At 67.9% G+C, this 24,341-nt stretch carries 22 protein-coding genes and 1 pseudogene; 17 read left to right on the top strand and 6 right to left on the bottom strand.

Translation table 11 applies throughout. The features are described from left to right. The 5 genes from dnaK to VKG81_RS13925 all read left to right on the top strand — a co-directional run. On the top strand, positions 1-1,782 hold a 1,782-nt coding region (dnaK, locus tag VKG81_RS13945; protein WP_324396839.1), incomplete at its 5' end, for a molecular chaperone DnaK. Then, positions 1,779-2,417, top strand: coding sequence for a nucleotide exchange factor GrpE (gene grpE, locus VKG81_RS13940; protein ID WP_324396837.1), 639 nt, complete (start codon positions 1,779-1,781; stop codon positions 2,415-2,417). The genes dnaK and grpE, both read left to right, overlap by 4 nt. A gap of 59 nt (positions 2,418-2,476) precedes the next feature. Next, positions 2,477-3,652 carry a molecular chaperone DnaJ gene (gene dnaJ, locus VKG81_RS13935; protein WP_324396835.1) on the top strand — a complete coding sequence of 392 codons (1,176 nt, stop codon included), beginning with the start codon at positions 2,477-2,479 and terminating at the stop codon, positions 3,650-3,652. Beyond that, a complete protein-coding gene (locus VKG81_RS13930) occupies positions 3,649-4,026 on the top strand; it encodes a heat shock protein transcriptional repressor HspR (protein ID WP_414685273.1) in 378 nt (125 codons plus the stop codon). Before dnaJ ends, VKG81_RS13930 begins: the two co-directional genes overlap by 4 nt. 15 nt (positions 4,027-4,041) lie before the next feature. Next, positions 4,042-5,082, top strand: coding sequence for a hypothetical protein (locus tag VKG81_RS13925; RefSeq protein WP_324396832.1), 1,041 nt, complete (start codon positions 4,042-4,044; stop codon positions 5,080-5,082). 3 nt (positions 5,083-5,085) lie between these two features. Here VKG81_RS13925 and VKG81_RS13920 read toward each other — a convergent pair whose 3' ends face one another. The 4 genes from VKG81_RS13920 to VKG81_RS13905 form a co-directional block, all read right to left on the bottom strand. Further along, complete coding sequence (locus tag VKG81_RS13920; RefSeq protein WP_324396830.1) at positions 5,086-5,994, bottom strand: aldose 1-epimerase; 909 nt, start codon at positions 5,992-5,994, stop codon at positions 5,086-5,088. A gap of 72 nt (positions 5,995-6,066) precedes the next feature. Beyond that, positions 6,067-6,297: a hypothetical protein gene (locus VKG81_RS13915; protein ID WP_324396828.1), complete on the bottom strand. Its 231-nt coding sequence runs from the start codon at positions 6,295-6,297 to the stop codon at positions 6,067-6,069. 120 nt (positions 6,298-6,417) lie between these two features. Continuing rightward, a complete protein-coding gene (locus tag VKG81_RS13910) occupies positions 6,418-7,581 on the bottom strand; it encodes an FAD-binding oxidoreductase (RefSeq protein WP_324396827.1) in 1,164 nt (387 codons plus the stop codon). 131 nt (positions 7,582-7,712) lie between these two features. Then, the gene (locus tag VKG81_RS13905) at positions 7,713-8,381 is read right to left on the bottom strand and encodes a GAP family protein (RefSeq protein WP_324396825.1); all 669 of its coding nucleotides are present in this window, start codon (positions 8,379-8,381) and stop codon (positions 7,713-7,715) included. A 210-nt stretch (positions 8,382-8,591) separates the two neighbouring features. On the opposite strand from VKG81_RS13905, the gene clpB reads away from it, so the two are divergent. The 9 genes and pseudogenes from clpB (at position 8,592) to nhaA (ending at position 18,661) form a co-directional block, all read left to right on the top strand. Then, positions 8,592-11,138 (top strand): ATP-dependent chaperone ClpB, encoded by a 2,547-nt coding sequence (clpB, locus tag VKG81_RS13900; RefSeq protein ID WP_324396824.1) that lies wholly within the window; start codon positions 8,592-8,594, stop codon positions 11,136-11,138. 84 nt (positions 11,139-11,222) lie between these two features. Further along, positions 11,223-12,035 carry a trehalose monomycolate transport factor TtfA gene (gene ttfA, locus VKG81_RS13895; RefSeq protein WP_324396822.1) on the top strand — a complete coding sequence of 271 codons (813 nt, stop codon included), beginning with the start codon at positions 11,223-11,225 and terminating at the stop codon, positions 12,033-12,035. Between the two features lie 2 nt (positions 12,036-12,037). Continuing rightward, positions 12,038-12,804, top strand: a pseudogene (locus VKG81_RS13890) (SDR family NAD(P)-dependent oxidoreductase). Position 12,805: 1 nt separating this feature from the next. Continuing rightward, complete coding sequence (gene pyrE, locus VKG81_RS13885; RefSeq protein ID WP_324396845.1) at positions 12,806-13,345, top strand: orotate phosphoribosyltransferase; 540 nt, start codon at positions 12,806-12,808, stop codon at positions 13,343-13,345. After that, the gene (locus VKG81_RS13880; protein ID WP_324396820.1) at positions 13,342-14,121 is read left to right on the top strand and encodes an SDR family oxidoreductase; all 780 of its coding nucleotides are present in this window, start codon (positions 13,342-13,344) and stop codon (positions 14,119-14,121) included. Before pyrE ends, VKG81_RS13880 begins: the two co-directional genes overlap by 4 nt. A 3-nt stretch (positions 14,122-14,124) precedes the next feature. Further along, positions 14,125-15,024: a hypothetical protein gene (locus VKG81_RS13875; protein WP_414685272.1), complete on the top strand. Its 900-nt coding sequence runs from the start codon at positions 14,125-14,127 to the stop codon at positions 15,022-15,024. Beyond that, a complete protein-coding gene (locus VKG81_RS13870) occupies positions 15,017-15,706 on the top strand; it encodes an RNA methyltransferase (protein WP_324396818.1) in 690 nt (229 codons plus the stop codon). Before VKG81_RS13875 ends, VKG81_RS13870 begins: the two co-directional genes overlap by 8 nt. Before the next feature lie 14 nt (positions 15,707-15,720). After that, complete coding sequence (locus tag VKG81_RS13865; protein WP_324396816.1) at positions 15,721-16,818, top strand: glycoside hydrolase family 76 protein; 1,098 nt, start codon at positions 15,721-15,723, stop codon at positions 16,816-16,818. 7 nt (positions 16,819-16,825) lie between these two features. After that, entirely contained in the window at positions 16,826-18,661 is a 1,836-nt protein-coding gene (gene nhaA, locus VKG81_RS13860; RefSeq protein WP_324396814.1) for a Na+/H+ antiporter NhaA, read from the top strand. Here the strand turns inward: nhaA and VKG81_RS13855 are convergent. Both VKG81_RS13855 and VKG81_RS13850 read right to left on the bottom strand, forming a co-directional pair. After that, the gene (locus tag VKG81_RS13855) at positions 18,645-19,610 is read right to left on the bottom strand and encodes a LysR family transcriptional regulator (RefSeq protein WP_324396812.1); all 966 of its coding nucleotides are present in this window, start codon (positions 19,608-19,610) and stop codon (positions 18,645-18,647) included. The genes nhaA and VKG81_RS13855 overlap by 17 nt on opposite strands. 223 nt (positions 19,611-19,833) lie before the next feature. After that, positions 19,834-20,139 carry a hypothetical protein gene (locus VKG81_RS13850; protein ID WP_324396810.1) on the bottom strand — a complete coding sequence of 102 codons (306 nt, stop codon included), beginning with the start codon at positions 20,137-20,139 and terminating at the stop codon, positions 19,834-19,836. A 405-nt stretch (positions 20,140-20,544) separates the two neighbouring features. Between VKG81_RS13850 and VKG81_RS13845 the strand changes: the two genes are divergently transcribed. The 3 genes from VKG81_RS13845 to VKG81_RS13835 are packed head-to-tail and all read left to right on the top strand — an operon-like array spanning position 20,545 to position 24,325. Beyond that, on the top strand, positions 20,545-21,423 hold the full coding sequence (locus VKG81_RS13845) for a xanthine dehydrogenase family protein subunit M (RefSeq protein WP_324396808.1): 879 nt from the start codon (positions 20,545-20,547) through the stop codon (positions 21,421-21,423). 2 nt (positions 21,424-21,425) lie between these two features. Then, entirely contained in the window at positions 21,426-21,929 is a 504-nt protein-coding gene (locus tag VKG81_RS13840) for a (2Fe-2S)-binding protein (protein WP_324396806.1), read from the top strand. Beyond that, complete coding sequence (locus VKG81_RS13835) at positions 21,926-24,325, top strand: aerobic carbon-monoxide dehydrogenase large subunit (protein ID WP_324396804.1); 2,400 nt, start codon at positions 21,926-21,928, stop codon at positions 24,323-24,325. The genes VKG81_RS13840 and VKG81_RS13835 overlap by 4 nt, the downstream gene beginning before the upstream one ends. Positions 24,326-24,341 lie beyond the last annotated feature (16 nt).

The raw sequence follows: 24,341 nt of genomic DNA, 5'->3' as shown, positions 1-24,341 counted from the left end.
CCCGTCGTCGTCGCCAACTCCGAGGGCTCGCGCACCACGCCATCCGTCGTCGCGTTCGCGCGCAACGGCGAGGTGCTGGTGGGCCAGCCCGCCAAGAACCAAGCGGTGACCAACGTCGACCGCACCGTCAGGTCCGTCAAGCGGCACATGGGCACCGACTGGTCGATCGAGATCGACGGCAAGAAGTACACCGCGCAGGAGATCAGCGCGCGCATCTTGATGAAGCTGAAGCGCGACGCCGAGAGCTACCTCGGTGAGGACATCACCGACGCGGTGATCACGGTCCCCGCCTACTTCAACGACGCCCAGCGCCAAGCCACCAAGGAGGCCGGCCAGATCGCCGGGCTCAACGTGCTTCGCATCATCAACGAGCCCACCGCCGCGGCGCTGGCCTACGGGCTCGACAAGGCCGACAGGGAGCAGACGATCCTCGTGTTCGACCTCGGTGGCGGCACGTTCGACGTCTCGCTGCTCGAGATCGGCGAGGGTGTCGTCGAGGTCCGCGCGACCTCGGGTGACAACCACCTCGGCGGCGACGACTGGGACCAGCGCATCGTCGACTGGCTGGTCGACAAGTTCAAGAGCCAGACCGGCATCGACCTCACCAAGGACAAGATGGCGATGCAGCGGCTGCGTGAGGCGGCCGAAAAGGCCAAGATCGAGCTGTCCTCGAGCCAGAGCACCTCGATCAACCTGCCCTACATCACCGTCGACGCGGACAAGAACCCGCTGTTCCTCGACGAGCAGCTGACGCGCGCCGAGTTCCAGCGGATCACGCAGGACCTGCTGGACCGCACCCGCAAGCCGTTCCAGTCGGTGATCGCCGACACCGGCATCTCGGTGTCCGACATCCACCAGGTGGTGCTTGTCGGTGGCTCCACCCGGATGCCCGCGGTGACCGAACTCGTCCGCGAGCTGACCGGCGGCAAGGAGCCCAACAAGGGCGTCAACCCGGACGAGGTTGTCGCCGTGGGCGCCGCGTTGCAGGCCGGTGTGCTCAAGGGTGAGGTGAAAGACGTTCTGCTGCTTGACGTCACCCCGCTGTCGCTGGGCATCGAAACCAAGGGCGGCGTGATGACCAAGCTGATCGAGCGCAACACCACGATCCCCACCAAGCGGTCAGAGACGTTCACCACGGCCGACGACAACCAGCCGTCGGTGCAGATCCAGGTCTACCAGGGTGAGCGCGAGATCGCCGCGCACAACAAGCTGCTCGGCAGCTTCGAGCTGACCGGCATCCCGCCGGCCCCGCGCGGCGTGCCGCAGATCGAGGTCACCTTCGACATCGACGCCAACGGCATCGTGCACGTCACCGCCAAGGACAAGGGCACCGGCAAGGAGAACACCATCCGCATCCAGGAAGGCTCCGCCCTGTCCAAGGAGGAGATCGACCGGATGGTCAAGGACGCCGAGGCGCACGCCGAAGAGGACCGCAAGCGGCGCGAGGAGGCCGACGTTCGCAACCAGGCCGAGACGCTGGTCTACCAGACCGAGAAGTTCGTCCAGGAACAGCGCGAGGGCGAGGGCGCCTCGAAGGTGCCCGAGGAAACGCTGAACAAGGTCGACGCCGCGGTGGCCGACGCCAAGACGGCGCTGCAAGGCACCGACATCAACGCGATCAAGTCGGCGATGGAGAAGCTCGGCCAGGAGTCGCAGGCACTGGGGCAGGCCATCTACGAGGCCACGCAGGCGGCGCAGGCCGGAGGCGGCGGCGGATCCGGCGGTAGTGAAGACGACGTGGTGGATGCCGAAGTGGTCGACGACAACCGGGAGAACCAGTGACCCGTCCCACGGATGAAGCGCACGAACCGGTGACCGTCACCGACAAGCGGCGCATCGATCCTGAGACCGGAGAGGTGCGCGAGGCTCCTGGCGGTGCGGCCCCCAGCGGGGCCGCACCGCAGGAGCCCGCACCGTCCGATGACGCCGCCGAGTTGAAGGCCACCCTGCAACGCGTGAAGGCCGAGTACGACAACTACCGGAAGCGCTCCGTTCGCCAGGAGCAGGCCGCGGCCGAGAGGGCCAAGGCCGCCGTGGTCGCCCAGTTGCTGCCGGTGCTCGACGATCTCGATCGCGCGCGCAGCCACGGTGACCTGGAGTCCGGGCCGCTGCGCGGTCTCGCCGACAAGTTGTCGAGCGTGCTCGAGGGGCTCGGGCTGTCGGCGTTCGGCGACGAGGGCGACGAGTTCGATCCCGAGCGCCACGAAGCCGTGCAGCACGAGGGTGACGGCACCAAGCCGGTGATCGGTTCGGTCCTGCGGCGCGGCTACCAACTTGGTGACCGCGTGATTCGCCACGCGCTGGTCGGTGTCGTCGACACGGTCGACGGCGGCCCCGCCGAGGAAGCATCGGAGACATCCGATATCGGCGCCGCCGCCCAGGCCGACACCGCAGAATCAGAATCGCCGGCCGGCTGATCGCGGCCGGAACCACCGGACGAGACCGACAATGACACAGGGTAAGGAGGTGACGCTCAGTGGCTCAACGCGAATGGGTTGAGAAGGACTTCTACAAGGAGCTGGGCATCCCCTCTGACGCCAGTCAGGAAGACATCAAGCGGGCCTATCGCAAGCTCGCCCGCGAATTGCACCCCGACGCCAACCCGGACGATCCGCGGGCCGAGGAGCGGTTCAAGGCCGTGTCGGAAGCGCACAACGTGCTGTCGGATCCCGCCAAGCGCAAGGAGTACGACGAGACGCGCCGGCTGTTCTCCGAGGGCGGCTTCGGACGTCGCTTCAGCGCAAGCAATTTCGGCGGATTCGGTGGCGCGGGCGACGCCACCGAGTTCAACCTCAACGATTTGTTCGATGCCGCGGGGCAGACGGGCGGCGCCAACATCGGCGACCTGTTCGGCGGGTTGTTCGGCCGGGGCGCCTCGCCGCGGCCAAGTCGTCCGCGTCGCGGTAACGACCTGGAAACCGAGACCGAGCTGGACTTCCTGGAAGCCACCAAGGGTGTCGCGATGCCGTTGCGGCTCACCAGCCCCGCGCCGTGCACGAACTGTCACGGCAGCGGTGCGCGCCCGGGCACCAGCCCGAAGGTCTGCCCCACCTGCAACGGCTCCGGGGTGATCAACCGCAATCAGGGCGCCTTCGGGTTCTCCGAACCGTGCACCGACTGCCGCGGGACCGGCTCGATCATCGAGCACCCGTGCAGCGAGTGCAAAGGCACCGGCGTCACCACCCGCACCCGCACGATCAACGTCCGGATCCCGCCAGGCGTGGAGGACGGCCAGCGCATCAGGCTTCCCGGCCAGGGTGAGGCCGGGCTGCGGGGTGCGCCCTCCGGCGACCTCTACGTCACCGTTCATGTGCGTCCCGACAAGGTGTTCGGCCGCGACGGCGACGACCTGACCGTGAACGTGCCAGTCAGCTTCCACGAATTGGCCTTGGGTACAACGCTTTCGGTGCCGACGCTGGAGGGCAAGGTCGGGGTCCGGGTGCCCAAGGGCACCGCCGACGGGCGCATCCTGAGGGTGCGCGGTCGCGGGGTACCGAAGCGCGACGGCGGTCACGGCGACCTGCTGGTCACCGTGAAGGTCGCGGTTCCGCCGAACCTGGAAGGCGCGGCCCTCGAAGCGCTGGAGAAGTACGCCGCCGCCGAGCGGGCCAGCGGGTTCGACCCGCGGGCCGGATGGGCGGGCTCGCGATGAGCAGGTCCGACGAATCCCGCACGTTTCTCATCTCCGTGGCCGCTCAGCTCGCCGGCATGCACGCTCAGACGCTGCGCACCTACGACCGGCTGGGGCTGGTCAGACCGCGGCGAAGCACCGGCGGCGGTCGCCGCTACTCCGAACGCGACGTCGAGCTGCTCCGCGAGGTGCAACGGCTGTCGCAGGACGAGGGTGTCAACCTGGCCGGCATCAAGCGGATCATCGAGCTGACGAACCAGGTGGACGCCCTGCAGTCACGGCTGCAGGAAATGGCCGAGGAGATCGAGGATCTACGTGCCAACCAGCGCCGCGACGTCGCGGTGGTGCCAAAGAGCACCGCACTCGTAGTCTGGCAGCCCCGCAAGGGGCGGTAGTGGTCAAATAGCAGGGTGTCAGCGACCACCGTGGCCGGGGGGTGTATGCACCGGGGCGCGGTATGGCTTGCCGTGTTGCTGGTGGCCGTCGCGGCGGCCTGTTCCCACACCGACGCCAACCCCAACAAGCCCCCGGAACGCCAGCCACAACTGGACCAGCTGACGCAACAGCTGCAACACATGCCGGGGGTCGTTGCGGCGACCGACAAGCTGGTCAACGACCCGGACCAAGGCCAGGTCTACTTCAATGTCGACATCCAGCTGGCCGACGACATCAGCGGCGATCAGCTCGCCGCTATCACCGGCAAATATCTCGACAACCTTCAGGCGGTCGACTACAGCCCCTACAAAGGCAACTTCCGGGCCAGGCGGGGCTTTGACTACTTCACGATCGACACCGGCGCCCATGACATCACCAACGCCGACCAGATCACGCGGCAGGCCCACAGCTGGGTCGACATGCTGCACGCATTCCCCGACGCGACTCTGTTCTTCCGGCCCACGATCGTGGCCGGAAAGGACTCGTCAGCCAATCATCCGGCCAGCGGCACGATCACCATTCCGATCGACGCCGACTACACCGACGTTGCCTCGACATTCGCCACGCTGGGCGGCAAGTTCGGTGAGCTGAGCACTGGCGAGTGGAAGGTCATCGCGGGCAAGAGCCTCGGCGGGGGCATCGAAACGTCCGGACGCCTGCCGAACCAGGCGGAAATCGACGCGTGGAACAGGCTCAACGGCGACCAGTTCATCCCGCATATCGACGTGATGTCGATCGACAGTTCGGGTAACGGGCCGCCGCTGTGGGTTTCCGAGGGACCGCAGTCGGCCGATCCCGACGTCGCGATCCGGCTCGCACGCGCGCACTTGCCGATCGTCGCGACGCTGCGCCCGCCGATCCTCTACACCGCCAGTGACCAAATGGAACGACGCCTGGACAGCCAGGGTCGTGCCGTCGGGCCGGTGGCCATCACGATCGGTGGGTGCACACAGCGTGCCTACCAGCCCACCCCCGCCGAGCAGCAGCTGATCGACCAGTACGAGAAGTGCGAATAGGCCTTACTCGTTGATCACCCTGACCGTGAACGCCGCGGTCGCCGGCTCGTTCTGGGTGGCCACCCTGAAGTTGCCGCGGCGCAGCGCGTCGGTCGGCGCTGCCATCGGCTCGAAACACACCACGTCGTCGGTGGTCGGCGCGAAGATCTGCGCCGCCGGGAAACCCTCGTCGAAGACCACCTCGATGCGACGGCCGCCGCCGGACACCGCGAACACCGCACCCTGCGGGACCTCGTCGTATCCGTTGTCGAACTCCTTGTCCCGCAACAGCTCTGCACCGGCCGGGTGCGGCTGTGACGCGCCGGTGGGCAACCCCCACGCGTCGACGAGAAGGTGGCGCATGGCGGGGGTTTCGATCTGCCACTGTGCGCGGGGCACCTCCGGGATCTGAAAGTAGGGGTGAAAGCCGAAGCACAGGGGCACGGGCGCGGCGGTGGTCGGGCGCACGGTGGTCTTCACGGTCAGCGCACGATCGGATAGCGTCATCTCCAGCGTCAGCTTGTGCGGGAACGGGAAGCAGGCGAGCAACCGCGGCGTGGCGCCGAAGTCGAGTTCGGCGGTCAATCGGTTCTCGGTTTGCCCGGTGGTCCGCCAGCCGGGATATGCGGCGAGCACACCGTGAATAGGCACGCCGTGTTCGTCGGTGCGGACACCGCCGACACCCGACACCAATGTGACGATCCCGCCGTCGACGGCATAGTTGTTCGCACTGAGCCGGTTTGCCCACGGGTAGAGGATCGGGATGCCCATGGTCTTGCCGGTCGTCACGTACGCATGCAGGCCGCGGCGCTGGCCGAGGAGCTCCACGCCGTCGTCGGACAGGGAGGTTCCGATCATCCCAGCGGCAGGGACGAATTGGGCGGTCAGCTTCGACGACGGATCGGTCAACGTCACGGCGGGCACTTGAGGCATGACGTTGATCGTGCCATGACAGCACGGGTGAAGTTCAAGCCGTTGCCGTAATGAGCCGCGTCGCAGGCGCCGCTACAGGTGCGGCTGCACAAGGATCCCGCGACGCAACGCCGGGCCGATGTTGGCCATGATCCGATCCAGCAGTGCGGCGTAGACGGTCCCGTCGTTGACGATTTCCATCATCCCGTGGTGGAACAGATACGCCTCGATGCGTCGGTCAATCGGCCAGTCCGAGTAAACGGGCCCCGTGAATTCCGATCTGAGGAACCTCCAGGCGACCGCGTCGAGCTCCTGTCGGGTCATTTTCAGCTCGCCAGCGGGCGCCATCGCCATCCCTTTCGGTTGAGGGGTCGCCCCCATGGTTGATCGATCCGACCGGCGTTAATAGGGACGAAGGTCATCAAAAGCGGCCGCCAATTGTCCTTATGCGATCGGATCGTGGTGAATGCGTTCGGGTGGAGCCCCTTTGGCGATGAGGGCAGCTTTGGTCGCAGCAACCATGTGCGGTCCGCCGCAGATCAGTATCTGTCTGTCGCCCCAGGCGCCGTACTTCGTCACGACCTCGGGCAGCCGTCCGGTCTGACGCACGTTCAGCCCCCTGGGTGGCTGCACGTCGGGGTACCGCGCCGCCCACGGGGGGTCCTGGTTGTACTCCGAGACCGGCGACACCACCAGCCACGGGCTGTGCGCGGCGATGTGCCACAGTGTGCGCAGGTCGTACAGCTCGCACGGGTAGCGCGCGCCGAAGAACAGGTGCACGCGCGGGTTATGACCGTAGCGCGTGAGGTCCATGATCAGGGCGCGTAGCGGCGCCAGCCCGGTGCTGCCCGCCACCATCAGCACGTCTCCGCCGTCGCGGTCGATCTCCATCGCCCCGAGGGGGCTCGACAGCCGCCACCGATGCCCCGGCCGCGTCTCATTGACGATCGCCGTGCTGACCATGCCGCCGAGCACCGAGCGAACATGGAACTCGATCGTCCCGCCCGGGTCGGCGGGCACGGCCGGGCTCAGGTAGCGCCAGCGGCGCGGGCACTGTGGAACCTCCACGTTGACGTACTGGCCGGGGAAGTAGTCCATCGGGCGGTCGAGCTGTAGCCGCACCACGGCCAGGTCGCGAGAGACTCGCCGGTGCTCGACGACGCTGCCGTCCCACCATGCCGGCCCGGCGTCGATGTCGGCGGCTCCCTTCATCACCCCGATGATCAACGCCAACGCTTCGCGGACGGTCTGCTCGAGCGCCGGATCCCACTCGTCGATCAGCCCGCTGCGCAACGTGTTGTACAGCGCGTCGTGCATCGTCTGGTAATGCCGTTGCACGACACCGTATTTGCGGTGGTCGCGGCCGAGCTGCGCGAGGAACGACACCGGCTCCTCGGCGCGCTGGGCGATCAGCTCGTTCAGCACCCACGTCATCGCATGGCCGAACGCGGCCCGCTGCCCGCTCATGTCCGGCGGGAACAGGTCTCGGACGGAGGGGTCGATCGCAAACCAGTGGGTGTAGAAGCGGCGGATCAGTTCGTCGCCGCCCAGCCGCGGATCCAGGGCGGCGAGCAGCTTGCGCAGTCCGCTGCGATCCTCCAGTCCCACGCCCGCTGATCTTAGGCCGGGCTGCGGCGCAGCGCGGCGCTCACGATCAGCGCGGTCCCAGCCACCGCCCAGCAGGTCAACACCCCTGTTGCGGGTCCGGCGCCGGCACCGTCGGAGAACGCGGCAGGTCGCTACAGCGCGTGGATCCCCTTGTAGAGCAGAAGTAGGCCGATCACGATCAGGATGGCCGCGACCAGCACGGCGTGCTGCTTCTCCATCCAGTCCCTGAGCCTGGAAAGCGGGTCATCGAGGCGGTCGCCGGAGACGGCGTAGGCCAGGATCGGCAGCGCGACCGACGACCCGGCGACCAGGACGAACCACAACAGCGCCAGCCAGGTTCGGACGGTGCCGAGTCCCTCGGTCCCGATCGCCAAACCCGCTGCGACACAGATGAACAACACCTTCGGATTGGCGACGGCAAGCACGGCCGCGGTGGCACCTGCCCTGGCGGGCGTGGTGTCGCTGATCTTGCGCATCCACGCCGGTGAATGCGCCGACTTGTGCCGATTGAGCCACCGCAAGACGCCGAAGACGATCAGCGCCGCGCCCACCAGGATGCGGACCCAGGACGCCCACTTAGGGGGATTGTGAAATCCGCCGATCAGGCCGGAGACTTCAGCGAAGATGGCCGTGAGCACGGCGATGGCCAGCAGCCATCCGACCAGGTACATCAGCCCGGCGCGCCGGGCGTGCGGCGAGTGCAGTACGAGGATGGCGGGAATGATCGACAGCGGCGACAGCGAAATCACCAGCCCGAGCGGTATGAGCTCGATCAGGACGGAACCCCAACTGCCCGACATTGCACAGAACGTAACAGCGGCGCGCCGGCGACGCCGAGTTTGAATCTGGTGACGCAATGCCCGGCGTGTCGCGTCGCTGAGCGCAGCGTCGCGGGGTCAAAAGGCTCTAGCTACCGCGAGGAAAATTGGATAAAGTTGAGCGGAACAGACTCAACCTTTGCTGCGTTGGAGAAGGCAACAAGCACTTTCACCTAGAGAATCGGAGGTGTCGTGGACTCGTTCAACCCGACCACGAAGACCCAGGCGGCGCTGACCTCGGCGTTGCAGGCGGCCAGCGCCGAGGGCAATCCCGAAATCCGGCCCGCCCACCTGCTGATGGCGCTGCTGACACAGAACGACGGCATTGCCGCGCCGCTGCTCGAGGCCGTCGGCGTCGACCCGGCCACGATCCGGACCGAGGATCAACGCCTGCTCGACCGGCTGCCGCAGACCACCGGCGCCAGTTCGCAGCCCCAGTTGTCGCGCGAATCGCTGGCCGCGCTCACCGCCGCCCAGCAGCTGGCCACCGAGATGGACGACGAGTACGTCTCGACCGAGCACCTCATGGTCGGCCTGGCCACCGGCGACTCCGAAGTCGCCAAGCTGCTCACCGGCCACGGCGCGTCACCGCAGGCGCTGCGCGACGCGTTCGTCAAGGTGCGTGGCAGCGCACGCGTCACCAGCGCCGATCCGGAGAGCACCTATCAAGCGCTGGAGAAATACTCCACCGACCTCACCGCCGCCGCGCGCGAAGGCAAGCTCGACCCAGTCATCGGGCGTGACAACGAGATTCGCCGCGTCATCCAGGTGCTGTCCCGTCGCACCAAGAACAACCCGGTGCTGATCGGTGAGCCCGGCGTCGGCAAGACCGCGATCGTCGAGGGCCTCGCCCAGCGCATCGTCGACGGTGACGTGCCCGAAAGCCTGCGCGACAAGACCATCGTCGCGCTGGACCTGGGTTCGATGGTCGCAGGCTCGAAGTATCGCGGCGAGTTCGAGGAGCGGCTGAAGGCCGTCTTAGACGACATCAAGAACTCAGCAGGCCAGATCATCACATTCATCGACGAGCTGCACACGATCGTCGGCGCCGGTGCGACCGGCGAGGGCGCGATGGACGCCGGCAACATGATCAAGCCGATGCTGGCCCGCGGCGAGCTCCGGCTGGTCGGCGCGACCACGCTCGACGAATACCGCAAGCACATCGAAAAGGACGCCGCGCTGGAGCGGCGGTTCCAGCAGGTGTTCGTCGGTGAGCCGTCGGTGGAAGACACCGTCGGCATCCTGCGCGGCCTGAAGGAACGCTACGAGGTGCACCACGGCGTGCGGATCACCGACTCGGCGCTGGTCGCCGCGGCGACCCTGTCCGACCGCTACATCACCTCGCGTTTCCTGCCGGACAAGGCCATCGACCTGGTCGACGAGGCCGCGGCCCGGCTGCGCATGGAGATCGACTCGCGGCCCGTCGAGGTCGACGAGGTCGAGCGCCTGGTGCGGCGCCTCGAGATCGAGGAGATGGCGCTGGAGAAGGAGGAGGACGAGGCCTCCAGGGAGCGGCTCGAGAAGTTGCGTGCCGAGCTGGCCGACCAGAAGGAGAAGCTGGCCGAGCTGACCACCCGCTGGCAGAACGAGAAAAACGCGATCGACGCTGTCCGCGAACTCAAAGAGCAGCTCGAGACGCTGCGCGGCGAGGCAGAACGGGCCGAACGCGATGCCGACCTGGCCAAGGCCGCCGAGCTGCGCTACGGGCGCATCCCGGAGGTCGAGAAGAAGCTCGAGGCCGCGCTGCCCCAGGCCCAGGCCCGCGAAGCCGTCATGCTGAAGGAAGAGGTCGGCCCCGACGACATCGCCGACGTGGTGTCGGCGTGGACCGGCATCCCGGCCGGGCGGCTGCTGGAGGGCGAGACGGCGAAGCTGCTGCGCATGGAAGACGAGCTGGGCAAGCGCGTCGTCGGCCAGAGGAAGGCCGTCCACGCCGTGTCCGACGCGGTGCGCCGCAGCCGGGCCGGAGTGGCCGACCCGAACCGGCCGACCGGATCGTTCCTGTTCCTGGGCCCGACCGGCGTCGGCAAGACCGAGCTGGCCAAGGCTTTGGCCGATTTCCTCTTCGACGACGAGCGCGCGATGGTCCGCATCGACATGAGCGAGTACGGCGAGAAGCACTCGGTGGCTCGCCTCGTCGGCGCGCCTCCCGGCTACGTCGGCTACGACCAGGGCGGTCAGCTGACCGAGGCGGTGCGGCGGCGGCCGTACACGGTGGTGCTGTTCGACGAGGTCGAAAAGGCTCACCCGGACGTGTTCGACGTGCTGCTGCAGGTGCTCGACGAGGGCAGGCTCACCGATGGGCAGGGCCGCACGGTCGACTTCCGCAACACCATCCTGATCCTGACGTCCAACCTCGGGTCGGGCGGCAGCGAGGAGCAGGTGATGGCCGCGGTGCGCGCGACGTTCAAGCCCGAGTTCATCAACCGCCTCGACGACGTGCTGATCTTCGACGGCCTCAACCCCGAAGAGCTGGTGCAGATCGTCGACATCCAGCTGGCGCAGCTGCAGAAGCGGCTCTCCCAGCGGCGACTGCAGCTCGAGGTGTCGCCGCCGGCCAAGCAGTGGCTGGCCCAGCGCGGGTTCGACCCCGTGTACGGCGCCCGGCCCTTGCGGCGGCTTGTCCAGCAGGCCATCGGCGACCAGCTGGCCAAGATGCTGCTGGCCGGCGAGGTGAACGACGGCGACACGGTCCCGGTCAACGTCAGCGCGGACGGCGACTCGCTCGTCCTGGGCTGACATTCGGGTGTAATCGGCGGCGATACGGGGTTGTGACCTGCTTGAGTTCGGGGTTGGCTCGAAGCAGCAGATAGGCTACATCTAATGGTCCCGTTCTGGTTCACGCTGTCCGCGCTGTGCTTCGTCAGCGCGGCGGTTCTGCTGTACGTCGACATCGATCGTCGACGCGGGCGGGGCCGGCGTCGTAAGTCCTGGGCCCGCTCACACGGCTTCGACTACGAGCCGGAATCGGCGGAGGTCGTCAGCCGCTGGAAACGCGGCGTGATGTCGACCGTCGGCGACGTCACCGCCCAGAACGTCGTCCTCGGCCAGATCCGCGGCGAGGCGGTCTACATCTTCGACCTCGAAGACGTCGCCACGGTCATCGCGCTGCACCGCAAGGTCGGCACCAACGTCGTGATGGACCTGCGGCTCAAGGGACTCAAGGAGCCGCGGGAAAACGACATGTGGCTGCTCGGCGCCATCGGGCCGCGGATGGTGTACTCCACAAACCTCGATGCAGCGCGGCGTGCCTGCGACCGGCGCATGGTGACGTTCGCCCACACCGCGCCCGACTGCGCGGAAATCATGTGGAACGAGCAGAACTGGACGTTGGTCAGCATGCCGATCACCAGCACCCGGGCCGAGTGGGACGAGGGCCTGCGCGCGGTGCGGCAGTTCAACGACCTGCTGCGCGTGCTGCCCCCGGTGCCCAAGGCCATCAGCCAGCCAGCGTCCCGCCGCAACGGCTCACCGGGCCGGCCGCTGGCCCCGCCGGCGGAGTTGCCGCCCGCGCGTTCGGACGCCACCCACCGCATTCCCGAGCCGGGCCGTGGGGAGCAGCCGCGCCCTGAACCGATCCGTCGGCCCCAGCAGACCCGGGCAGGGCGCCCCGGTCCCCGCAGCTACCATCCGTAGCCGTGCCACGCCCCGTCGCGCCGATCACCGGGCCCACATCGGGCATCGCGGCGGGCTTCGCCCGGCGCTACACCGCCGACGGCTACGACCTTGTCCTGGTCGCGCGCGACGCGGCACGCCTCGACCAGCTGGCCGCCGAACTGCACGACAAGCACGGCGTTTCCAGCGAGGTGCTGATCGCCGACCTGGCCGACGCCGACGGACGCGCGAAGGCCGCCGACCGGCTCTGCGCCGGGCTGCGTGTGCTGGTGAACAACGCCGGCTTCGGCACATCGGGCGAGTTCTGGACCACCGACCCGGCGATGCTGCAGGCGCAGCTCGACGTCAACGTCACCGCGGTGATGCAGCTGACCCGGGCCGCGTTGCCGCCGATGCTCGAATCCGGGGCGGGCACGGGGTTATCAACGTCGCCAGCGTCGCCGGCCTGCTGTCGGGCCGGGGCTCGACATAGTCGGCGTCGAAGGCCCGGGTCGTGTCGTTCTCCGAGGGCCTGGCCGGCACCGGCGTCACCGTGCACGTGCTGTGCCCGGGCTACGTGCACACCGAGTTCCACGAGCGCGCCGGGATCGAGATGAAGTCGATGCCGAGGTTCATGTGGCTCGAGGTCGACGACGTCGTGCGGGAACGCCTGACGGGCGTCGCGAACGGCACCGTGGTGATCATTCCCGGGCGGCAGTACAAGGCGATGACCGCCGCGTTGCGGCTGGCGCCACGCCCGCTGATGAGCCTGATGACGAGGACGTTCGGGCAGGGTCGTGGCCGCACCTGAGCTGGCGAAGACGGACCGTGACGAGCTGGCCGAGCTGGTTCGACGGTTGTCGGTGGTGCACGGCCGGGTGACGCTGTCCTCCGGCAAGGAGGCCGACTATTACGTCGACTTGCGGCGGGCCACGTTGCACCACCGCGCGGCGGCGTTGATCGGGAGGCTGATGCGTGAGCTGACAGCGGACTGGGACTACGCCGCCGTCGGTGGGCTGACGCTGGGCGCCGACCCCGTCGCGGCCGCGATCATGCACGCCCCCGGGCGCCCGATCGACGCGTTCATCGTGCGCAAGTCTGTGAAAACGCACGGGCTGCAACGGATTATCGAAGGCACGGACGTCGCCGGCCGCAAGGTCTTGGTCGTCGAGGACACCAGCACCACCGGCAACTCCGCGCTGACGGCCGTGCGCGCGGCACGCGCCGCGGGCGCGGAGGTCGTCGGGGTCGCCACCGTGGTGGACCGCGCCACCGGCGCCGCCGAGACGATCGAGGCCGAAGGACTGCCCTACCGCAGCGCGCTGGGCCTTTCCGACCTGGGGCTGCCATGACCGAATCCGTTTTTGTCACCGGCGCGGCCCGCGGGATCGGGCTGGCCGTGGTGCGCCGGTTCGCCTGCGCGGGATACACCGTCGGTGCCGTCGACGTCGACGAGGTGAGCCTTGCCGCACTGAAAGCCGAAGCGGTGCAAAAGAACTGGTCGGTATGGACGTCGCCGATGGATGTCACCGACTACGACGCGTGGCAATCGACGCTGCGGGCGTTCGTCGAAGCCGGCGGCGGTCGGCTCGACATCTTGGTCAACAACGCCGGGGTGCTGGCGGCGGGCCAGTTCGCCGACATCCCGGCGGCCCGGCACAAGCGGATCGTCGACATCGATGTCACCGGTGTCATCTACGGCTGTCACGCGGCGTTCCCGTACCTTCGGGACACCGCCCGGGCGCGGGTGCTCAACATGTGCTCGGCGTCGGCGATCTACGGTCAGCCCGAACTGGCCTCCTACAGCGCGTCGAAGTTCGCTGTCCGCGGTCTCACCGAGGCGCTCGAGCTGGAATGGCGACCCCACGACATCGCGGTGATGGCGCTGTGGCCGCTGTTCGTCGACACCGGCATGATCGCCGGTGTGGACACCGGCACAACGAGGTCGTTGGGTGTGCACCTGACGCCGGACGAAGTGGCCGGCGCGGCCTGGGACGCGCTGCACCGGCGCTCGCCGACGCCGAAGGTGCACTTTCCGGTCGGCTCTCAGACCAAGACCGTCTACTACCTTTCACAGCTCAGCCCGGCCTGGCTGAGCCGATTGATCAACAAACGGATGGCGCATTAAGTCTTGCGCACGCTGGTCGCGATCCTGTCGGTCGCCGTGGTCGCGGGAAGCGCGGCATGCTCGCAACACGACGCCACCCCGTCGCCGTACGCGGCGATGACCGCGAAGGTCGGTGAATCGCAGACGGTGCTCGGCTGGAACATGTCGCTGACCAACCTGCGCCGGGATTCCGGCCAGGTGATGGTCGATATCGACGCTGCCCCGACAGATCCCGGCAAACCTCACGCCAATGCGCAGGACATCCGGTTCGGGTTGTACGGCACGCCGGCACACCCGATCGAGGCCACCGGCCTCGGCAGCTGCCGCGGCGTGACCACGCTGGCGATCCGTCCGTTGGCCTCCCCGTCACCGGAGCGGCTCAGTGGCACGGTGTGCATCGGCCCGCTGCAGGACCAGGCCGCCGTGCGCGGCGTGTACGTCTACTCCCCGCGCGAGCGCATCCCCGGCACCGCCGCCGCCTACCCCGCCGCGTTCCCGGTCGGGCTGCCGCCGACCAAGACCAGCGACACCGGGCTGACCATCAGCACGAGCAGCGTCGACGCGTTCCGCGCCGACGGCGTGCAACTGACGCAGCAGTCGCTCAACGACCCCACGGCGTTCACCGGCAACGGCTCCATGCTGCTCGGCGTCGACGTATCAGCGCCGGCCGCGCAGTACCGCGACGACTCCGCCAAGCGCGGGGGGCCGATGATGCTCGTCGTCTCGCCGACGCTGCCGCCGCCGGGGCTCACCGCCGAGTGCAACGCCTACGGGTCCTCGGTGCTGATCCTGCCCTACGCCCAACTCGACGCGGTCCACGTCAACGCCTCGGTGTGCACGCAAGGCGAGATCAACGAGGCCGTGCTCTACGCGACATTGTCGGTGGTGGGTACGCACGCCGCGGTCTGGACGAGCAGTGCCTAGCCCAGCGGCTCCGGAGCCCAATGTCGCCGGCCCAGCGGCTCCGGAGCCAGGCCCGACCGAATGGGACACCGGCACGCCCGGTGTGGGGCCGTGGCCCGGCACACTGCCCGCCGACCCGCGCTACGACCCTGCGCTACTGCGCGACGGGGACACCCGCAACGTCGTCGACGCCTACCGCTACTGGACGCGCGACGCTGTCATCGCCGACATCGACACGCGCAGGCATCCGCTGCACATCGCGATCGAAAACTTCGGTAACGACGCGAACATCGGCGCCGTGGTCCGCACGGCGAACGCGTTCGCGGTCGACACCGTGCACATCGTCGGCCGGCGGCGATGGAACCGGCGCGGTGCGATGGTCACCGACCGCTACCAGCGGCTCCGCCACCACGACACGACGGCCGAGCTGTTGGAGTTCGCACAGCGCGCGGGCCTGGTCGTCGTCGCGGTCGACAACGTGGCAGGCAGTGTGCGGCTGGAGCAGACCACCCTGCCGCGAGATTGTCTGATGGTGTTCGGGCAGGAGGGGCCCGGCATCACCGCGGAGGCACGCGCGGGAGCCGAGGTCACGGTGTCGATCGCGCAGTTCGGCTCCACCCGCAGCATCAACGCCGCGGTGGCGGCCGGCATTGCGATGCACACCTGGATCCGTCAATGGGCCGATCTGACACGGGCATGGTAGGGCAGGATTCAGGCATGGAGCAGCAATGGGCGAATCGGGCCGCCAGCGCAGAGGCCGCGATCGAAACACGACATCTCACGCCATTGTGGTATCTGCCTGCCACGCAGCTCGGCGTGTGCGGATGGCCGCCGAACCGAAATGAGCGGCTGTTCGACAGCTGGAACTACTGGTGGCAGGCCCACCTGCTGGACTGCCTGGTCGACGCGCAGGAGCGCGACCCGCAGCCGCATCGGCGCAAGCGGATCAAGCGACAACTGCACGGGCACTGGCTGCGCAACACCGGCCGCTGGATCAACGACTACTACGACGACATGGCGTGGCTGGCACTGGCGATCGAGCGATCCGGCAGGCTCGCCGGGGTCGAGCGCGCCGGTGCGCTGCGCAAGCTGACCAAGCAGTTCACCAACGCCTGGATGCCTGAGCACGGCGGCGGCATTCCGTGGCGCAAGCAGGACCGGTTCTTCAACGCCCCTGCCAACGGGCCCGCGGGAATCTTTCTGGCGCGCAACGGCGAACTGCGCCAAGCCCAGCTGATGGCCGACTGGATCGACGCGACGCTGATCGACCCCGATACCCACCTGGTGTTCGACGGGATCAAGGAGGGTTCGATGGTGCGGGCGCAATACACCTACTGCCAGGGTGTGGTGCTGGGGCTGGAAACCGAACTGGCCGCACGTACCCACGACGAACGTCACGCCCCGCGGGTGCATCGGCTGGTCGCCGCGGTCCGCGACCACATGGCCCCGGGCGGCGTGCTCAAAGGCACCGGTGGGGGTGACGGCGGACTGTTCGGCGGCATCACCGCCCGCTACCTGGCATTGGTCGCCACCACCCTGCCCGGCGATGCGCCGGACGACAAGACGGCCCGCGACACCGCCCGGGAGCTGGTGCTCACCTCCGCGCAGTCGGCGTGGGACTTCCGGCAGGCCGTCGACGGGCTGCCGCTGTTCGGCGCGGACTGGGCCAGGGCCGCGCAGGTCCCCACAGCCGGCAGCGCCGTCGGGCAGTTCGTCGAGGGCGCGGTGTCGGCGTCCGCGGTGCCGGAGCGCGATTTGTCGGTGCAGCTGTCGGGCTGGATGCTGATGGAGGCCGCGCACGTTCTGACGGCATGAGGTTGTAGTGACGATCCGCCTGCTCCCCGCCCGGCTCAGTCGCGATCGCCTCGCCTCCACTTCACGTGAGAAGGCCGCCGCGGCGATGCTGTTGGCGTTCGCTCTTGCCGCGGTCATCTGGGCCAATTCCCCGTGGGCGAGCACGTATTCGGTGTTCTGGAACACTGCGGTCGGGCTGAGGTTCGGCGGTGCGCACGCCGAGTTGACGCTGCGCCAGCTCGTCAACGACGCGCTGATGGCGTTCTTCTTCTTCACGGTCGGGCTGGAGGTCAAGGCCCAGTTCACGATCGGTGAGCTCACCGACCGGGCGCGCGCGGTCGTTCCCGTTGTCGCCGCGGTGGCCGGGTTGACGCTGCCGGCGGTGATCTTCCTGGCGTTCAACCACGCCGGCGACAACGCCCGTGCGTGGGGCGTTGTGATTTCCACCGACACCGCCTTCGTGCTCGGCGCGCTGGCGGTGATCGCGCCGAAGTACCCGTTACGGCTGCGGACGTTCCTGACGACGCTGGCGATCGTCGACGACGTCGGTGCGCTGCTCGTGATCGCGCTCTTCTACGCCAAAGAGGTTCGGATCGCTCCGCTGCTCGTCGCGCTCGCGCTGATCATCCTGCTGGTGCTGGTCCGCTATCTGCCTGCCGCCCGAGGCCCCGCGTACGCGTTGCTGGCGGTTGGCCTGTGGTTGACGCTGCAGTTCGGTGGCGTGCACCCAACTCTCGCGGGTGTCGCCGTCGCCCTTGCGATCCCGGCGTTCACTCCCGAGCGGCGGCGGGTCGAGCAGGTGGTGGACCTGATCCGGGCGTTTCGTCAGTCCCCGAATTCGGACTACGCCCGCGCCGCGGCCCGCAGCCTGCGCGATGCGCTGTCGATCAACGAGCGACTGCAGACAGCGTTCGCGCCGTACGTGTCAATCGCCGTGCTGCCGGTGTTCGCGCTGGCCAACGCCGGTGTGCGGCTGGACCGCGAAACCGTCTCCGCGGCATTGCGCTCACCGTTGACGTTGGGCATCGTGACCGGGTTGGTCGTCGGCAAATTCGTCGGGATCACCGGGGCCACCGCTCTCGTCCACTACACCCGCATCGGGCGGCTCTCGCCCGGGCTGACGTTGCGACGCGTCGCCGGTGGTGCGGCGTTGTGCGGAATCGGCTTCACCATCGCACTTTTCATCGTCGACCTGGCGATCGCCGATCCTGCGAGGCAAGACCAGGCGCGCGTCGGCGTGCTGGTCGCGTCCGCGGTGTCGTTCGTGCTCGGCTGGGCCATCTTCCGGGTCACCGACTGGCTCAGTCCGCCGAAACCCGTCGGCGCATTCTTGGTGCGGCCCGTCGACCCCGAGCGCGACCACATCCGCGGGAGGCCCGACGCTCCGCTGACCCTGGTGGAATACGGCGACTTCGAATGCCCGTTCTGCAGCCGCGCGACGGGATCGATCGACGAGGTCCGTGCGCGCCTGGGCGACCAGTTGCGCTACGTCTGGCGCCACCTGCCGCTGGAACGGGTGCACCCCCACGCGATGGATGCCGCACGCGCCGCCGAGGCCGCGGGCCTGCAGGGCCGGTTCTTCGATCTCGGCCAGGTGATGTTCGAGAACCAGGACAACCTCGGCTGGGAGGATGTCTACCGCTACGCCAACGACACCGGGCTCGACCTCGAACAATTCAACGACGACGTGCATTCGTCGAGCGTGCGCCACCGGGTAGAAGACGACGCGCAGGACGCCGAGGTGATGGACCTCAATTCGACGCCCACGTTCTTCATCGGCGGCAAGCGCCACAAGGGCCCGTTCGACGCAGCAACCCTGATCCGTGCGCTCGAAGAGAGCGGCGACGTCAGCTCCACAACGTGACGTGCACCTTGGGCCGGAACCGGGTCACACCCACGCCGGTGCCGCGGATCATCGCCTGCGTGCACCGAGGGGTCGTGATGAACCGCACTAGTTCCGACACCGCGGGCTGACGGGCGGCCGGGGGAAGCGTCGAGGCACACCATTCGCCCGACATCTGAAGACCCGGGCCCTTCACCTGGACCAGGCGCCCGGCGGCCAGGTCCTTGGCGACCGAGAACCCGATGGTCAGCGTGACGCCGCCGACCCTCCGCACCTCCTCCAGAGCCGCTGCATCGCTCTGGAAGATCCGTTGCTGCGCTTCGGGAATCGCCAACGCACGGAGCATCCCGGCGATCTCGCCGTCGACGCTGCCGGCCGACGGTCCCAACATCCAGTACTGCTCGCGCAGCATCGCGGTCGTCGGCGCCGCACCGGCCGGTGGGCTGCCCGGCGACGCCACGGCGATCACCTGATACTTGAGGAACGGCCGCACCACAATCGAGCCGTCGGCATCGGTCGGTTCCCGGTACGCCGGTCCGAGCGCGATGTCGACCGCGCGCGAGCTGATCAGGTTCTTGAACTGGCTCGTCGGGTGCACGCTCAACTCGACCGACAAATCGTCGGCCCGCGACGAGAACAGCTCGATCAACCCGGGCGCGGCGTGCTCGGCGAACCCACTCGACGCGGCGATGCGCAGAAGCCTGCGGCCGCGGGCCGCCTCGGTGACCTCTATGGCGGTCTGTTGTTGCAGGCCCAAGATCTCGATCGCCCTGCTGGCCAGCCGGAGTCCGCCCGGCGTGAACGCGAGCCCGGACGCGGTCCTGCTGAACAACTGATCGTCAAGCTCCTTGCGCAGCTGAGCGACGTGCATGGAAACCCCGGCGTCGGACATGCCCAGCTCCTCGGCCGCTGCATGGACCGAACCCAGCCGCACCACCGCCGAATAGGCACGGAGCTGCGCCGGTGTCACGGGACCGAGCCTAGGGGGCACGCCGTCGATACCGCCCGGCGGGGAAGGGGGACGGCGACGCAGGACCGAACGCTGCTTCTTAACGTCGCAGTTGCATCCAGTTGTCGCCTCACGGTGGACCAGATGCAACCTATCCTGCCCGCCGCCATCTGAACGTTACGGACGCCGCACTCGCGGCAGAGGGGCCAAAGGTCCCCAGGGGAACAGCAGAAGGTCCCACGCGTCACCTCCCGTGGAGGGTGAATCCGTGCCTGGTCAATGGATCAAGCACCGACCTGTCGTCTGGGAGGGGCGCGACGAACGCGAAGATCTCTCCGGAGGTCAGGCGAATCGTCGCATAAACCGCACCCCGGTATTGCGCGATGTCGCTGTCCAACAATCGCCGGCCAGGGTAGGTGCCCAGCATGATCAGGTCGGCGTTCTTCTCGGCAGTGCAATGCCCGGTACCGGTTGCGCCCGGAAGGCCACCGCCGATGACCCCGTCCTGGAAAGACCCAGGTTGGCACACTGATCGGGTCCAATCGTCCATGGACGTGCTTGACAGGGGCGGCGGTTTGGTTCCGATCGTGAGATGCGGAGGCCCGTCCCGATGAATCAGCAGCCCCAATCCGGCCAGTAGGAGAGCGATCGCCGGAAGAACCGCTGCGGCGACAAGCGCCTTCGCGACGCCGTCGCGGGGCCCCGCCGGCGGTGCGGCGGGGTGTTGCGAGTCTGGCGCCGGCCGCGACTTCGTCATCGCGAGTCCCCTAACGAACGCATCAAGCCCGGCGATGCGACGATATCCCGGCTGGTGGCCCGGCGGCCCGGCGCGGCGCCAATCCGAGGTTGCGAGACGGCCCCGGCATGCCAGTTAAGTAATCACTTAACCCACCGTTGACGGGGGTGTCGGTGCGGTCGACACTGGACTTCCCCATCCCGGGAGTGAGGTCGGCCAATGCAGGTACCCGGACCCTTCGAATACGAACGCGCGACGAGCGTGGACCACGCCATCGGACTGCTCGACAGATTGGGGGAGGGGGCGCTGATCGTGGCCGGCGGGCACAGCCTGTTGCCGATGATGAAGCTGCGCATCGCCAACCCCGAGTATCTGATCGACATCAACGACCTGGCGCAGGAGCTCGGCTACATCATCGTCGACCCGACCGTGGTGCGGGTCGGGGCGATGACCCGCCACCGTGAGGTGCTCGACTCCGATGACCTGGCCGCGGTGTGCCCGATCTTCCGCGACGCCGAGAAGGTGATCGCCGACCCGGTCGTGCGCAACCGCGGCACGGTCGGCGGCTCACTGTGCCAGGCGGATCCCGCCGAAGACCTGACCACGGTGTGTACAGTCCTGGGCGCGGTGTGCCTGGCACGCGGCCCGTCGGGTCCACGGGAAGTTCCGATCGACGACTTCCTGGCCGGACCGTACGAAACGTCGTTGGCGCACAATGAGATGCTGGTCGAAATCCGGATCCCCCTGCGGCCGAGAAGCTCCAGCGCCTACGCGAAAGTTGAACGCCGGGTGGGCGACTGGGCAGTTGCCGCCGCCGGCGCCACCGTGACACTCGACGGTGACACCATCACCGCCGCCCGAGTCGGCCTGACTGCCGTCAACGCCGACGCCACCGGACTTGCCGACGTTTCCGACGCTCTGGTCGGCCAGCCCGCCACCGAGGAGGTGTTCGCCGCGGCCGGCCGCCGGACCGCGACCGCATGTGAGCCGGCGAACGACATGCGCGGCAGCGCGGACTACAAGCGGCACCTCGCCGACGAACTGACCAAGCGGACGCTGCACACGGCGGCCGCCCGTGCGCGCGGAGAAAGGTCCTGACCATGCAGGTGAACATGACCGTCAACGGCGAATCAGTGACCGCCGAGGTCGAGCCACGGACGCTGCTGGTGCATTTTCTCCGGGATCACCTGCGGCTGACCGGTACTCACTGGGGCTGCGACACCAGCAACTGCGGGACCTGCGTGGTTTCGGTCGACGGAGAACCGGTGAAGTCATGCACGATGCTGGCCGCCATGGCCAGCGGGCACAGCGTCCGCACGGTCGAGGGCCTCGAGGTGAACGGCAAGCTCGACCCAGTGCAGGAAGGCTTCATGCGCTGTCACGGGCTGCAGTGCGGCTTCTGCACGCCCGGCATGATGATGACCGCCCGCGCACTGCTCGACCGGATTCCCGACCCCGACGAGGAGACGATCCGAGAGGCCATCTCGGGACAGATCTGCCGCTGCACCGGCTACACCACAATCGTGCGGTCGATCCAGTGGGCTGCGAAGAACGGCCGTGGCGACGCCGCCGAACCCCTGATCGAAGCCGGGAGCAACGCATGACCACCCTGGAAGAACCGGTAACACGGCCGGAAGACACCGCCGACAACGACCAGAAGCCGTGCGGACACGGCAGGATGCTCCGCAAGGAGGATCCCCGTTTCATTCGCGGACGCGGCAACTACGTCGACGATGTGGTGCTGCCCGGCATGCTGCACCTGGCGATTCTGCGATCGCCGTTCGCGCACGCCCGCATCGTCAACATCGACGCCACCGCGGCGCAGGCGCATCCGAAGGTCAAGGCGGTCGTCACCGGTGCCGATCTGGCCGAGAAAGGGCTGGCATGGATGCCGACGCTGTCGAACGACGTCCAAGCGGTGCTGGCCACCGACAAGGTCCGCTTCCAGGGGCAGGAGGTGGCGTTCGTCGTCGCCGAGGACCGCTACGCCGCGCGTGACGCGCTGGAACTGATCGACGTGGAATACGACCCGCTGGACCCCGTCATCGACGCCCGCCGTGCGCTCGACCCGGGCACCGCGGTGATCCGCAGCGACCTGGAGGGCAAGACCGACAACCACATCTTCGACTGGGAGACCGGCGATGCGGCCGCGACCGACTCCGTGTTCGCCAAGGCCGACGTTGTAGTCAAGCAGGAAATCATCTATCCCCGGGTGCATCCCGCGCCGATGGAGACGTGCGGTGCGGTCGCTGACCTCGACCCGGTCAGCGGGAAGCTGACATTGTGGACCACCTCGCAGGCACCGCACGCGCACCGCACGCTCTACGCGCTGGTCGCCGGCCTGCCCGAGCACAAGATCCGGGTCATCTCTCCCGATATCGGCGGCGGGTTCGGCAACAAGGTGCCGATCTACCCCGGCTATGTCTGCGCCATCGTCGGTTCACTGCTGCTCGGCAAGCCGGTGAAGTGGATGGAGGACCGCAGCGAGAACCTGACCAGCACCAGCTTCGCCCGCGACTACATCATGGTCGGGGAGATCGCGGCCACCAACGATGGCAAGATCCTGGCGATCAGGTCGAATGTGCTCGCCGACCACGGTGCGTTCAACGGCCAAGCCGCGCCGATGAAGTACCCCGCCGGGTTCTTCGGCGTGTTCACCGGCAGCTACGACCTGGAGGCTGCGTACTGCCACATGACGGCGGTGTACACCAACAAAGCTCCCGGTGGCGTCGCATACGCCTGCTCGTTCCGAATCACCGAAGCGGTGTACTTCGTCGAGCGGCTGGTGGACTGCCTGGCCTACGAGCTGAAGATGGACCCTGCCGAGCTGCGCCTGCGAAACCTTTTGCGGCCGGACCAGTTTCCGTACCAAACGAAGACCGGCTGGGTATACGACTCAGGTGACTACGAGACCACCATGCGCAAGGCCATGGAGATGATCGGCTACGACGCACTGCGCGCAGAGCAGAAGGCGCGGCGCGAGCGCGGCGAGCTGATGGGCATCGGAATGTCGTTCTTCACCGAGGCGGTCGGTGCCGGGCCGCGCAAGGACATGGACATCCTCGGCCTCGGGATGGCCGACGCCTGTGAGCTGCGGGTGCATCCGACCGGCAAAGCCGTTGTCCGGCTGTCGGTTCAGACCCAGGGGCAGGGCCACGAAACCACGTTCGCACAGATCGTAGCCGAGGAGCTCGGCATTCCGCCCGACGACATCGAGGTGGTGCACGGCGACACCGACCAGACCCCATTCGGGTTGGGCACCTACGGCAGCAGGTCGACACCGGTGTCGGGTGCGGCCGCGGCGCTCGTCGCGCGCAAGGTCCGCGACAAGGCCAAGATCATTGCGTCGGGCATGCTGGAGGCGTCGGTCGCGGACCTCGAATGGGAGAAGGGCTCTTTCCACGTCAAGGGCGATCCATCGGCGTCGGTGACCATCCAGGACATCGCGATGCGAGCCCACGGCGCGGGCGATCTGCCCGAGGGCATCGAGGGCGGCTTGGACGCCGAGGTCTGTTACAACCCGGAGAACCTCACCTACCCGTACGGCGCGTACTTCTGTGTGGTCGACGTCGACCCGGGCACCGCGGTGGTGAAGGTGCGCAGGTTCCTCGCCGTCGACGACTGCGGCACACGGATCAACCCGATGATCATCGAAGGCCAGGTGCACGGCGGCATCGTCGACGGCATCGGAATGGCGTTGATGCAGATCATCGCGTTCGACGAGGAAGGCAACTGCCTGGGCGGCTCGTTGATGGACTACCTGATCCCCACCGCACTGGAGGTGCCGCACCTCGAGACCGGCCACACGGTGACACCGTCGCCGCACCATCCCATCGGCGCAAAGGGCATCGGGGAATCGGCCACCGTGGGCTCGCCGCCAGCCGTGGTCAACGCGGTGGTGGATGCGTTGGCGCCGTTCGGCGTTCGGCACGCGGACATGCCGTTGACGCCGTCGCGGGTGTGGGAGGCGATGCAGGGGCGGGCCGCCCCGCCTATCTAAAGCGGGGCCCGATCCA

Source organism: Mycobacterium sp. (assembly GCF_035314905.1).
GTDB lineage: Bacteria > Actinomycetota > Actinomycetes > Mycobacteriales > Mycobacteriaceae > Mycobacterium.
The sequence above is the reverse complement of the archived record's forward strand: the minus strand, read 5'-3'. Positions and strand labels throughout refer to the sequence as shown.

What these genes read in the sequence shown, in the direction of transcription:
- VKG81_RS13930 (WP_414685273.1), top strand. Translation starts at nt 3,649, where the DNA reads ATGAGCAGGTCCGACGAATCCCGCACGTTTCTCATCTCCGTGGCCGCT.
- VKG81_RS13920 (WP_324396830.1), bottom strand. Translation starts at nt 5,994, where the DNA reads ATGCCTCAAGTGCCCGCCGTGACGTTGACCGATCCGTCGTCGAAGCTG.
- VKG81_RS13915 (WP_324396828.1), bottom strand. Translation starts at nt 6,297, where the DNA reads ATGACCCGACAGGAGCTCGACGCGGTCGCCTGGAGGTTCCTCAGATCG.
- VKG81_RS13905 (WP_324396825.1), bottom strand. Translation starts at nt 8,381, where the DNA reads ATGTCGGGCAGTTGGGGTTCCGTCCTGATCGAGCTCATACCGCTCGGG.
- ttfA (WP_324396822.1), top strand. Translation starts at nt 11,223, where the DNA reads ATGGTCCCGTTCTGGTTCACGCTGTCCGCGCTGTGCTTCGTCAGCGCG.
- VKG81_RS13880 (WP_324396820.1), top strand. Translation starts at nt 13,342, where the DNA reads ATGACCGAATCCGTTTTTGTCACCGGCGCGGCCCGCGGGATCGGGCTG.
- VKG81_RS13865 (WP_324396816.1), top strand. Translation starts at nt 15,721, where the DNA reads ATGGAGCAGCAATGGGCGAATCGGGCCGCCAGCGCAGAGGCCGCGATC.
- VKG81_RS13850 (WP_324396810.1), bottom strand. Translation starts at nt 20,139, where the DNA reads ATGGACGATTGGACCCGATCAGTGTGCCAACCTGGGTCTTTCCAGGAC.
- VKG81_RS13845 (WP_324396808.1), top strand. Translation starts at nt 20,545, where the DNA reads ATGCAGGTACCCGGACCCTTCGAATACGAACGCGCGACGAGCGTGGAC.
- VKG81_RS13840 (WP_324396806.1), top strand. Translation starts at nt 21,426, where the DNA reads ATGCAGGTGAACATGACCGTCAACGGCGAATCAGTGACCGCCGAGGTC.
- VKG81_RS13835 (WP_324396804.1), top strand. Translation starts at nt 21,926, where the DNA reads ATGACCACCCTGGAAGAACCGGTAACACGGCCGGAAGACACCGCCGAC.